Here is a 12,491-nt window from a genome sequence, read left to right as displayed (position 1 = left end):
ACAGAGTTTGATCTTGCTCACGAGTTAGAAATACTCTTAAACGAGCGCCCATATATAAGTCACCTCATGTCGATGCATTCTCTGTATTTACTTATCTTTACATAGTCTGGTTTTTTTATGCCCACCTACTTAATCATTTTTTGATCGGCTGGGCTAATCTCTGTTATTATCTCAACATCATAAATAACCTCGCGTGAAAATACGTCCCATAAAAAGCGTACTTGCTGATAGGTTGAAGCAAATACCTCTGGTTTTTGGGCAAGCGTCATTACGCCGATATACTTCTTTTTGTCAGTACTCTGGTGGGGCAAACATACCCAGCGTCTGTCCGCGTAGGGTATACCGTTATTCAAAAGTACGGATGTCGCGTGCAATTGGTCGTTATACCGCGATGGGTTGGGCGTGGCTTCGTTAATCTCCTCCCTTAATTCACCAGTATCATAAACCAAGGTATGGGGCACTTTTACAGCCTTCGCACCCATTCTATAAATTAGGTCGCCCCACAATTGCTTGTCTGATTTGGGCGAGGGAAATAAACCCATTTCCGATAGTATTTGTTGATGGCGCAAAGAGACAATTATCGCTTTTTCAAGAACTTGAATTAAGTTTTGAAGAGTGAGTTCGGTCGCGCCTGTTGGCGTGAATTTGCGCTGTAAAAAGTTCGCCAGCTTAACTATTGCTCTATCTACCGCGTCACCACCTTCCGTTCCTCCTGGGCGGACAGTAAAAGTCGTGTAAATACTAAGCTTGATATCCTTGCGCTGATGATTACGCGTCAGTTCCTGCATTCGGGCAACTTGCCCCCAATCAAGAAACTCACTCTCAGAAGATACAGGGCTAGCTAGCCTCTGGCGATAGCTTTCAATCACTTTGTCTTCATCGCAAAACGAAGACCAACGAAAGGTGAATTTCTCACCCTCGGAGAACTCTTTACAGCCGTTCTCAAAAGCCTTGACCATCGCCTCTAGTCTCTCTGATGAATTAAACAGTGGGTGAAAGCCAGTGCATTCATATCCGAATACTAATTGCAGGGTGTTGTTAGTATCGCTTACTTGTTTTTTGCTCAACAAGTAAGCCCCAATTTCATAGTTACCCTTTTTCAATTTCACTAAAGTTGCTAGGTCTAGAAAGTCTTCAAAGGGTACTATTTTTTGATTACGAATGCTGCTTTTTACCATAGTTTAGGCATCCCCTTTGAACCCGCCCTTTTTTTGTTTTGGGGCGAAGAATATCTGACATAGCCACGAGTGAAAACTGGAACGCTTGGGAACACTCTTGACCAGAACAAGTAAGGACGCTTCCCAGATAAAACTATCACCGTAGCACTCAACCAAACACCAGCCAGCAGTCCCCAAACTATTCCTGCCCCAAACATAATCGCTATGATGAAGCCCACGCCAAACATAAACAAGGCGACTGCAAACTGAAAGCCAGTAAAAATGCCGATTGTTGCATTTTGACCAAGTGACTGATTCACCCGTTTGATGGGCGATTTATTGTACTCGCTCATCACTAACAAGCGGCTGTAACGCCGTTAAATAAGATACTTTGAGCAATCCAAAGCACCAGGATTATGAAAAACACGCCTACGGGCTGTTGAACCATCTGCGTTACTTCCTGTCCTTCACCAATGCCGTTGGCAACCTTAAGCCCAGAAGCCACAAAGTATACAAACAAAAGCACTGTGATGGTTGCATTTATAACTGCCGGAAGTGCTTGAATGGCAGCCGCGCCGCCAGCCGCACCACCGCCACCAATACCACCAGCGCCGCCGAACATACAAGTCATTGCCACCTGGGCCGAATCGAACAAGCCCCACCCATAAGAGGGCATTGACTGCATGACAATGATTGTCGCTGTACCCGCCGCGTAAATGTGATGCTGATACTTGCGCCCAATCGCCGCGCTAGCCTTAGCCAAAACTTGAAATTGTGTTCTTCGCACAGAATTATTAGATGCCAAGAAAATTGCTCCTTTTTTCATTGTTCTAGGAAAAATCTAAAAATCACCTTATTACCGAAGTTGGAAGTAACAAAAAATCTACTTCCAACTTCCCACTTCTGACTTGTTTAATGCTCGTTGTTGAAATTCAATTTCTATGTCAGCTAAAGTATGTTCCCTAGCTAGTGAGCGAATTTCCTGAAGTACTGTAATGTGACACTCGTATAGTTTTGCATAGCCATCTAGACCACCTGTTTTTTTGTTGGTGAACTTCTTGAACTCTGGCAAGTACTTCCGAGCTATGTTCAAATATGCTTGTAGTTGTCTTGCAGAAACCTTTGGCTTTAACATCGCCGCAACTTCTGGTCTTGTTAGTTCTTCATTTTGCCAGGTAAACCTCCCTATCCCCATGACTCTGAGAACTTCTTGGAACTTCTAACTATACATAAAATACCCGCCTTTTTCGTGGCGGGTAATTGGCATTTGCAAAAATAGAGAAAATTATGCGGCGCTGTTCGGAGTATTAGCCGGAGAGTGGTTCTTGTTTACAAAACATAAAAGCCTTTCGCTTTTAAAGTATCTGCTTTCTTCAAGAATGTGAGCTATTTTCGGTAATTTCTTTACCCAGTAAGCATTTCAGAAATTAGATGTCTTTGTCCTGGAACTTTACCTTGATTTATCCATTTTTCATCTAACAGGGCGCAAAGTTGGTAGACAACAAAATGGGGATTTCGTTTCGCTTTTCCTTCTAGACCCCAGCTCCGAACAGTAAAATCTGCGTATCCTAAAATGCGTGAAAGTTCGGGGTAGGTTAATTTCCACTTCTTCTTAAACTCTATTGGGTGCATAGTATTTATCTGATACTTGCATAAGGAACTTATTTAATATTTATAACATAATTAATTAGTCAAATCTTTATAATCTCGTGTCAGAGGATAAATAATTTTATTATATTTATTTATCTTAATATCTTGATAAAACATATTAGCTATTATCGGATTTATCCAATTTATCTATAATAGAGATATTCTCTTTTAACCAATCAATTTTATGTCCAACACAGATCCTAATTTTCAGCAACTCTTTCAACCCAAAAGTCAAGTTAATGAAGATAACGAAAATCCAACGCTATTAGCCAATCGCCTAACTCCCACTGATGACCAAATCAAAGACTGGCTACAGTCACTACAAATCAAACAGTGGCTTACAAAACTACTAATGGGCATACCAAATAATCTCAAGATAGAAGCGGTAAATACCATAACCAAAAATGTTATACAAAACCCAGACAAAGACTCTCGAGTACAATTCGGTAGTTCAACTATTGGAGTCGATGTTTTGCGGTGGCAGCTTTGGGCATCCTATAAATTACCTTACGCCAGTGGAATCAAAACTCCTGATTGCCCCTACACTTTGAAAAAACATTTGGATACTCCCGACTAACTTCCCAGATGACATAATCCCGTATTTTCGTTAAATTCCCACACAATACCCGATCCATTCTTACCAAAACCATTATGCTTAACTGCCATTAACTTAGCAGATGAATAAACCTTGTATTGAACTAAATTTGATGACGTTAACAGAAACATTTCTTCACATCCATTTTAGGCTCTAGCCCATGAACAGCTTTCATCGCACAAGGATATTCTTTAGAGTTAGTAAGCTAATTGGATTTTCGATTTGGGACAATGAGTTAGCTTTAGAGCTACCCTTGTAGAAGAACAGAATCTCTCAACTACTCTTTGACTCATGATCAGGCTCCTTCAAGTCGAAAAATTTCCGATTCTGATGTTGCCGGAAATCGAGGCGTATTTAGAAAGTGGACTATTTCGTGGGATTGGCAAGAAAACTGCTCAAACTTTGGTCAATTGCTTTGGAAGTGAGACTTTATCGATATTAGATAACAACCCCGAAAAACTTTACACTGTTCCCGGACTAACTCAATATCGGATTGATGGTATTACCAAAGCTTGGTCAGAGAGTAAAAAGAATCCGAACTTGGGAGTGATTACCCAACTTTTGGCTGTGGGAACTTCATTGAAGTTAGCTTTGAAAATTTGTGACTATTACGGACACAAAACTGCAAATGTACTTCAGAACAACCCTTACAGATTAATTGATGATATTGATGGCATCGGTTTTAAGACTGCTGATGAGCTAGCAATATCTCTTGGTATCCCACTATACAGCGATACTCGTTATATCTCAGCTTTAATCCATGTTTTAAAATCCGGCTTGCGTGAAGGGAATTGTTTTTTACCGTTTGAGCAATTAGTAAGTATTGCCACTGACCTGCTTTCTTCACCACAGCATACGCCCGATGTTCAATTTTTAAATACAATCATTCAACAGTTACTCTCCAAGGGGACTTTAGTTTCGGGTGATGTTGGTAATAGTGTTTATCTCAAAGCTGCTTATCGGGCTGAACTTTCTGTGACTTTGAAGATTCTTGCTCTCCTTGACCAACCGACTCACCCCACTGAACATTTAGAACACTGGTTAGCCGAATTCCAAACTACTGACTATCGCCAACTTTCACGTTTAAGTGATGAACAAATCAGCGCCTTGATGATGGCAGCCAAACATCCAATTAGCATTATCACTGGTGGCCCTGGTCGAGGGAAAACTTATGTACTGAAAACCTTGGTTGAATGGTTCATGCATACTGATAAAGCAATCGCACTTGCCGCTCCAACAGGGAAAGCTGCTAACCGGATGAAAGATGCTACAGGCATTGAAGCAACTACTATTCACCGTTTATTGCAATGGCAGGGAAACAATGCGGTTTTTCTTTATAACGAGAATAATCCTCTAAATCTTGATTGTCTAATCGTTGATGAATTTTCAATGGTTGATATATTTCTGTTCAATTCGCTACTCAAAGCCTTGCCCAAAAAAACCAGAATTGTACTAGTAGGGGACTTTGATCAATTGCCCAGTATTGGCGCAGGAATGGTCTTGCGAGATTTAATTGTTTCTGAACTCGTGCCAACAACTTTCTTACAGACGATTTATCGCCAACGGCACGAAAGCCCGATTATCTATGCAGCTAATGATGTCAATTCTGGCATAGTCCCCACACTGCACAATTTTAATCAAGTTTCTGATTGGATGGATGTCGGTGACTGTGCAATGATTCAAAAAGACTCGCCCCAAGCGACCTCCCAAGCCATCGTTGAGTTGGTTAAAGCTATTGGCCAGTCAGGTGTTGATTTAAATCAACAACTAATAATCTTAGCGCCCCAAAAACAAGGAGACTGTGGAGTTCACAATCTCAATCTGCTTCTTGCCCCCATCTTTAATCCAAAACTTGAAAATCAACCACAAGTTGTCTCTGGGTCGGTTGTCTACCGAGTCGGCGATCGCGTAATCCAACTGAAAAACCGTTATGAAACTGTCCCGCCTGTGATGAATGGCGAGATCGGTCAGGTTATTGCTGTGGAGCCGGAAAAATTTTTGGTTACGATCTCTTGGGAGGGCGGCGCAGTTGTTAATTATTATCCTGGAGACTTCGAGCAAATTATGCACTCGTTTTGTATAACTTGCCACAAGAGTCAAGGTAGCCAATTTCCTTATGTGATTTTCCCGTTGGTCAGGGCTAATTACCGGATGTTAACCCGTCAGCTGCTCTACACGACTATGACTCGCGCAATGGGTACATTCATCGCAGTTGGACAGCATGAAGCATTGAAAACTGCTGTCGCTACTGATAAACCCGCCCAGCGTTTTACTGGACTAACCAATCTCCTCATTTCACCTGTTGAGCAACTTAGTGAAATCTGGCAGAGTTTGAGCAACACCAGAAAAACCACTTGTACAACAACATCTTCCCCTACTGTTACTGTCGCTTCTAGGCTACAACAACGTCAACTGACTGCAACACAAGGACAGATGACTACTATTGGTAGTCTTGCACTACAAATGTATGAATCCAAGTATGGTTATCGTCCCTCAAAACAGCCCGAACTTGTCGGGAAGTTTCGCTTTAATACTTATCACTATGAAACTACCGCAATTGAGTTGATTGATTCAGCAATTGACGCAGTTCTGCTCCAATAATAAAACCCATGCCCAAAATGAGAACAACGGTCGCATCCAACCAGACTACTCTTGAAGTACACTTTTAAAATCTATGGCTATTCCAGCAGCACAGTTAAAGATCGGGCAATCGGTGAAGTATCTGATCGGTACTCGAAGCGGCATGAGTGCGGCAATAACCGATATCAGCAAATCATCTCTTAGTCTCAAAAATACTCATATTGTTACTTTGACCTTTGATGATGATTCATTGCCAAACCACTTAAAAACACAACAACTAACTGTTTATGACGAATTGCTTGAAGGTTGTGAAATAATTACATTTTAAAAAATTAAAATATCGTTGGTTGCTCGGCATCGCAATTTGCCGACCAATGGTCGGCAAAAACTTAATTATGATTCTCAAAAACTAATCCTTTATATGAGATGAGCCAAGATCAAGGGTGTTAAAAAGAGCGGGAATTTGCAGACCACCATGCCAAAGGATGTCTGTGCCTTCCCTTATGCCCTCTGTATTACTTTATTTTTTATAATATAAAACACCTTGCCTTACGCAATTATCACTACTGTAGGCATCGCTATGCAGTAAAACTTTCTGCATTATACTCATCTAGGTAAATAGGCTAAATGAACCTACCATCAAATTATTTTTTTACCTAGATAAAGTATCATGATACAGCACAGGAATTTCATTCCATGTTAAAGTTGTATTTTTAACTGTGTAATTTACGACATCATAAACTAACTCGCAATCACCTAAAGTTCCTTCGCCCATTAGGGAGCATCTTGGCGTTCAGGCACTTACAAGTAATAAAATGCCCAGCCCCTATGGGCTTGGTGCAGTCGCTCATAGGGGAAACCCCCTTGGCGCTAGCCTCTCCCTTTGGGAGAAGACCGCGCTGCTTCACCGTATCAAGGATATTTTGGCTACACAACTATATTTCTGACGCTTTCGCCCTTCTCCCAAAGGAAGATGCACTCGCGAACGGGGCGAAAGCTAGGCTCATAGCATTTTATTATTTGGATCTCCCTTACCCTGAAAATTGATTCAGGACAAATTCGGAATCAATTGCAGAAAAGTTTGAGTTTTTGGCACGCAAGTTTTACCCGTTTCTTGAAGAATTTTTTCTGTAGCAATCAAACCACCCTCAAAAAAATAAACTAAAAATGACTCTATAGTTTTATGGCGTGATAGCGATTAAATAGCGGGTTATTCGGATAAGGCTTCATTTGGCACTGAAGCAACAGAAGCAGGGGGAAATTTTGTACAAGTTCTTTAAAATAAGCACCTTTGCCCCTTTTCTTTAACCCAAACCTACACCTGTAATATTTGTATACTCAAATGCTAGGGGTATGCTCTTTGACCTAATGCATCATTTATTAACTATAAAGTCATTATTAGTTTATTTTTTTTCACCTATTTTTAGGTTTTTCTTTTAGAGGTGTATTTTTAGGGGGAACCACAAAAAAAAGATACCAGCCATCTTCGCCACACACTAGGTATTAAATATTCACAGTAATTCCGCTAATTGCTGAAAAACCCCATACTGCTCATCTGCATAACTGTGAAAATTGCACCCCTGGCAAAACCTGTCTCGTGGACTGGGATAATAAGAACAGGGCGGGGTGTTGATGGGGCAGCAACCTTGAAAATTGATAGGCATGGTCGAGCAAAGATTTTGTCTTTGCAGGAAATTCAACTTCTGTTCTCGCAGGGGGTGGATTCACTGCGAGATAAAGCGCTGTTTGCGGTGATGCTTTACACAGCGTGTCGGGTGAATGAAGCAGTAACGTTGCTTAAGCGCGACGTATATGATGCCAAAGGAAAAGTCAGAGCCAAAATCATCTTTCGCAAAGGCAACACGAAAGGGAAACTGGCTACCCGTGCCATCCCGGTAATTCAAGAATTGCGAGTCAGGTTGCAAGCATATAAACCGCGTGATGATTCTCCTTGGTTGTTCCCTGGAAATGCTGACCACTCAAGAGCCAATAACCACCTGCACCGGGATTCGGCACTGTGGATAGTGCGAGTCGCTTGCAAAAAAGTAGGAGTTGAAGGCGTAAGCTCTCACAGCTTTCGGCGCACAGCACTCACCTCGATGAGTAATGCCGGAATTCCCTTAAGAGTGATTCAGGAAATTTCTGGGCATCGCACGTTGGACGAGCTGTACAAGTACCTGGAGGTAAGAGAGGATCAAATATTGGGAGCGGTATCATCTTTAGCACTACTTGCTCCGCTTTCGTCAGACGACTTCGGGAAACCCGTCTTTGTCGAAGTGACCGATAATTCAGTGCATGAAAGCTTTTGACCCCATTTTACCAAAAAATCGATTTAGCAAAGCAGCATCAGCACAATTGCTGAAAGCAAAAGTAGAAATTACTTCAAGGATGCGGTTAGTTATGACGAAAGTTTAGCCCCCCTCCATCGGCAACACCTCTTCACTTAGCAAGCTGTAAAATTCCGGGACAAGAGATTCCACAAGTCGCAGTTCACTCGCTGCGATCGCTTCAAGTTCCAGCACCGTCTCCCAACGCAAATCCTCAACCCATCGCTTGAGAATGCCTTTAATTGCGTCCACTCCACGAGAAATACCAGAGCGTAGCATTTCCACACAATGGAGTAAGGTAGTGCGCTCGGTCGGAGGCGACTCAAATGCGGTAGTATCCTCCCCTTGGCAATGGGAGTTCCCTATAGCATTAGGGGAGGGTGTGGATACGGCCTGCTGATTGGGGTTTACACTATACGCAGCAGGGGTTTGAGCAGCATAATAGGTTCGATTTTCTTTTTGATTACGCTTTTCCACGCGATGAGCAATCACATGCATTGCAAATTCTAATTCCTCTTTAGATAAAGAGAAAAGTTTCACCTGTTGCCCCCGTTTACCTTGCTTGCGGAAAGTCAGTTTTAGCCCCAGCTGCTCTATAAGAGTGCCTAGCAACCAAATAGGTTTACAGTCTAGGGGAATAGTAAACCCAAGAATTGCTTTGACGTGAGCAGCACAATGTATAGCGATCTCCGTCATCTTGAGTAAGGTGGGATCGTCGGCAGTAACTTCATCACCCTTCATTAAAGAAGTGAGAATTTGATGCAGCCCCAGATTAAATCTAGCAAGCCACCGTGCCGAGTAATTGCCCCAGTCGATGCACAAAGGGAGATTGTCGCGCTCGGTGCGGTCTTTTTGGGTGACAATTGTTGGTGGCGTAGGATAACTTTGCCCAGTTTTGGGGTCAGTAAACGATTCTTCGGGTGGGGCTAAAATGGCCTCAAGTCCAGCAATTGCTCTAATTAAGCGACCACCTTTATCCATTTCTACGAGTGATTCGGTTACTTCGATGCCGTAAGAATCAGAAATGCGGAACTTTTCACATTCAAAAATTTCATTAGGGTCAAGGTAATCTTTGCTCTGACGGGCACGGTACTCGCTCAAAGTAATATTCTTAGCCCTGGCAACAGCCGAATTGTGGGCACTATCCAAAGCTTGTGCTGCTGCTTTAAGACTTTCAAGAGATTGAGGATCTGAATCACTGCCCACATATATAAAGGTATTGCCCATTTCGGTGAGGAGCGATCGCAAATCATCACGCAGATTATTGAGAGAATAGTGGCGGTTAGCCATAATTTGGCAGTAAGCCTCAAGCGCCCAATCTTTCTCTGCGCCTCGCTTGCCTGTTTCTCTGTCAATCCGCAACAGAAAAGCGGTCATTTCATTGGTTTGGAGCAAGCGCTCTTTAATCTTGGATGCGTTTGTATCTTGGTAGCCAAAGGGAGGACGCGGGGCCACCCAAATATGAAACGGGACTTTTGGACGATAACGGTACAGTTGTTGAGCGCACTCAGTAGCGGTTTGGCTTACGCCGTGAAACACGCCAAACACTAAGTCAAAATGATACTCAGAAATATCGACACCAGTACCGAGACTGGGAGAGGTGAACAAGGCATCAAAGTTTTTGACGGCGTTGGTGATATCTTTGATGAAAGCGACATTCTCATCACTGCCAGAATTGTCAGAGTGAACCGACCAGATACGACATTTTTTTTGTGTATGTGATTTTTCGGAGTTAGATTCTTCGTACTTGATAGTAAAGGATTTGTCGAGTTTTTTGATGAAACGCTTACTGTCACTTGCAACCATGACTTTCTCACCAAGCATCAGCGCTGCCGAGATTTGGGCGACTATGGCGCTTGAATTATCCCCCTCGTACCAATAAATTGTGCGCTCCCCGTTTCGCCACTCGTTTTTGATAATGTACGGGACTTCACCTTTTGGTCGCATTGCAAGAAAGAAGTTTACCGTTAAATCATCCATGTGTGCATCGGCAATCACCACTAACGGCGCGTTGTATACTATATATTCCAGTACTTCTAGGATTGCTGCACGGTGTTGTTTGCAAGTATTACTATGTAGTAAGTGGGTGAGATACTGGCAGGCTTCATCTATAAATATGCAGCCGTAACTGAGAGACTGAGTATTAAGTTTGTGCAAGCTGTCAATAGTAATACTAAGGGCTTGAGCCTGGGGTAAACCTGTGTAACCCAAGTCTGAATACATCGCCGTCTGCAAGCGTTCGGCAAGATTTTTCAGCAAATTTACGCGATGCCCATTGTTGAGGAACCGCGCGTCGGGGTTTTGGTCACGCCACCAGCGCATAAGTTCAGTTTTCCCTGTACCCATGTCGCTCCAGAGTACGACCAGTCCTGATTTTGGGAAATTGAAGGTAGGGGATTTCTTCGATTTGTCTGAATCAACTCCGCCAGAATCCGTAGACTCCTTCTTTCTCCAATGTCCTTTTATAGATGGCGTGAAAAGTTGTTCCTTTTCAAGCTCATAAAGCTCAGGCACTCTCAAGCATTTTTCTTCAAGTTCAGGAATGCACAAAGCCTCAGAAAGATACTTGACATTAACAGTGACATCTGGTTTGTATTTGCTAAGTCCCCATTTCTTAGCCCGATATGAGCGCTGGTAATCTTTTAGTGATTTAGCATCGTCTATAATTGCAGTTAGCAGAGCATTGGCATCTTCACCCCTGGCTACCACGAAATCATCTACACCTTTTTCTGGCCCCGGCAACAGCGCAACTTCACATTCAGAACCTGCCGATTCGATTGCTTTTGCAGTGCGAACAGTGGCTTGAAACACCGACCACCTAGTTTTAGAAGAAGTTTCGTAGTCGAATAAAATAATGAACTTGCGTCCCGCCTGAGCCATTGGTACTAAGTCAGGATGCAACCGTTCATCAAAATCCTGTTTGCCCACGCGCCCGTTCCAAATTCCCGGCAGTGCGATCGCTACAAACCCCAATGAAAGCAAGCAAGCAGCCTTTTTTTCCCCTTCGCATAAGATAATCGGAATCTCTGGGTGTTGCTTTATCCACTCCCAAAATATTAGTGGATTGAGTTGATCCAGTAAGCGCAATGCTAAAAGTGAATGATAGCGCTTAATTAAATAACGTTTTGCTATTTTGTCCCAGATGGGGTTAGCGACATCAAAGTAGGTAACGCGGTTGGGGGTTTTGGGGGGTGACTCGTATTTGACGGGTTTCCCTTTTTGCCAATCAATGCGAGGAAAGTTCGGCTTGATCCGCCCCCACTCCATTGGTTGCCAGTTTTTAAACGGGTCAAGTGACTGAATCCACGTCCCACCCAGTAATAGATGCTGATACATTTTTATGTATCCATCTGTTACCCGACCCGCATTCTTACGTGGGATTTTATCAGATATGAACAGGAAATCATAAACTGATTCTCCCTCTACATGGAAAAAGTTGCACTTAATCAACGCCGGATGAATGGCGCTACCAGCTAACAACTCATGGTATTCCGCTGCCGTGAGATTGTTTGGATATTCAGTTGGAGAGGCATTCATCGGTTCTCCCCTCGGAATTCCTTAGAGAGAACTCTTTCAAGCTGCGAAACTCTTGCTCTAGCCTGAATATTCCGAAAATTTCCCTTCGTCACAGCACAAAATTGCCGTGCGAAAGCTGCACTCGACCCCATGCGCTCTAACACTGCGCTCTTGGGGCGTTCTCTGTTTGTCATGATATTTTCCCCTGATAACTCGGTTGACAAGTTCAGAGGGGGTTGGATCAGTTATCAGTTATCTAATCTTGGACTCTACTCCCAACTGATAACTGGTAACTATTATTCGCGCTACTACTGCTTTTAACTACAAAATTCGGGATATTTCTTAACCAAACTTAACTTTACCTAAAATTTATGAATTTCGACAGCAAAAACACACCGCAGGGAATGGACTTTCCAGGCGGCAGACCCTATAATGGATCTGGTAGCGCGGTAAAAACTCTCGGACAATTTAGTAGTCGCACCAGTGGCCAAACTTTAGCGACAACTTCTTTTGTTCCTTCGAGATCAAACCCGCTCTAGATCAATATGAAATTTGCAATACGTAGAAAGCGCGACTCCTTAGTGGCGCTTTCTGCATTAAACAGTCGTACTGTTGTATCTTCACCTCCATGCCTCCTTTCAATTAGCTTGATTTTACAGAAGTTCT

General features: G+C 42.8%; 11 protein-coding genes. 4 read left to right on the top strand and 7 right to left on the bottom strand.

Annotation, left to right across the window (positions count from 1 at the left end; all coding sequences use genetic code 11):
* Positions 1-125: 125 nt before the first annotated feature.
* The 5 genes from HWQ44_RS16700 to HWQ44_RS16680 all read right to left on the bottom strand — a co-directional run bounded on the left by HWQ44_RS16700 (position 126) and on the right by HWQ44_RS16680 (position 2,789).
* Positions 126-1,178, bottom strand: coding sequence for a hypothetical protein (locus tag HWQ44_RS16700; protein ID WP_292720571.1), 1,053 nt, complete (start codon positions 1,176-1,178; stop codon positions 126-128).
* Positions 1,172-1,510, bottom strand: coding sequence for a hypothetical protein (locus HWQ44_RS16695; protein WP_273770085.1), 339 nt, complete (start codon positions 1,508-1,510; stop codon positions 1,172-1,174). The genes HWQ44_RS16700 and HWQ44_RS16695 overlap by 7 nt, the downstream gene beginning before the upstream one ends.
* A gap of 2 nt (positions 1,511-1,512) precedes the next feature.
* Positions 1,513-1,962 (bottom strand): hypothetical protein, encoded by a 450-nt coding sequence (locus HWQ44_RS16690; RefSeq protein ID WP_292720565.1) that lies wholly within the window; start codon positions 1,960-1,962, stop codon positions 1,513-1,515.
* A gap of 78 nt (positions 1,963-2,040) precedes the next feature.
* Positions 2,041-2,352, bottom strand: a complete 312-nt coding sequence (locus HWQ44_RS16685; RefSeq protein WP_292720564.1) for a hypothetical protein — start codon at positions 2,350-2,352, stop codon at positions 2,041-2,043.
* Positions 2,353-2,561: 209 nt separating this feature from the next.
* Positions 2,562-2,789, bottom strand: a complete 228-nt coding sequence (locus HWQ44_RS16680) for a hypothetical protein (protein ID WP_104899588.1) — start codon at positions 2,787-2,789, stop codon at positions 2,562-2,564.
* Between the two features lie 202 nt (positions 2,790-2,991).
* Here HWQ44_RS16680 and HWQ44_RS16675 point away from each other — a divergent pair, with 202 nt between their 5' ends.
* The 4 genes from HWQ44_RS16675 to HWQ44_RS16660 all read left to right on the top strand — a co-directional run bounded on the left by HWQ44_RS16675 (position 2,992) and on the right by HWQ44_RS16660 (position 8,291).
* Positions 2,992-3,384 (top strand): hypothetical protein, encoded by a 393-nt coding sequence (locus HWQ44_RS16675; RefSeq protein WP_292720557.1) that lies wholly within the window; start codon positions 2,992-2,994, stop codon positions 3,382-3,384.
* Positions 3,385-3,693: 309 nt separating this feature from the next.
* On the top strand, positions 3,694-6,003 hold the full coding sequence (locus HWQ44_RS16670) for an ATP-dependent RecD-like DNA helicase (RefSeq protein WP_292720554.1): 2,310 nt from the start codon (positions 3,694-3,696) through the stop codon (positions 6,001-6,003).
* Between the two features lie 73 nt (positions 6,004-6,076).
* On the top strand, positions 6,077-6,310 hold the full coding sequence (locus tag HWQ44_RS16665) for a hypothetical protein (protein WP_292720552.1): 234 nt from the start codon (positions 6,077-6,079) through the stop codon (positions 6,308-6,310).
* A gap of 1,318 nt (positions 6,311-7,628) precedes the next feature.
* On the top strand, positions 7,629-8,291 hold the full coding sequence (locus HWQ44_RS16660; protein WP_292720572.1) for a site-specific integrase: 663 nt from the start codon (positions 7,629-7,631) through the stop codon (positions 8,289-8,291).
* 102 nt (positions 8,292-8,393) lie between these two features.
* Here the strand turns inward: HWQ44_RS16660 and HWQ44_RS16655 are convergent, their stop codons facing one another.
* Positions 8,394-11,846, bottom strand: coding sequence for a plasmid replication protein, CyRepA1 family (locus HWQ44_RS16655; RefSeq protein WP_292720549.1), 3,453 nt, complete (start codon positions 11,844-11,846; stop codon positions 8,394-8,396).
* Positions 11,843-12,019, bottom strand: coding sequence for a hypothetical protein (locus HWQ44_RS16650; protein ID WP_292720546.1), 177 nt, complete (start codon positions 12,017-12,019; stop codon positions 11,843-11,845). Before HWQ44_RS16650 ends, HWQ44_RS16655 begins: the two co-directional genes overlap by 4 nt.
* Positions 12,020-12,491 lie beyond the last annotated feature (472 nt).

The sequence above is a fragment of the Nostoc sp. JL34 genome, assembly GCF_017114945.1.
GTDB lineage: Bacteria > Cyanobacteriota > Cyanobacteriia > Cyanobacteriales > Nostocaceae > Nostoc.
This window is presented reverse-complemented; position numbering and strand designations above follow the sequence as displayed.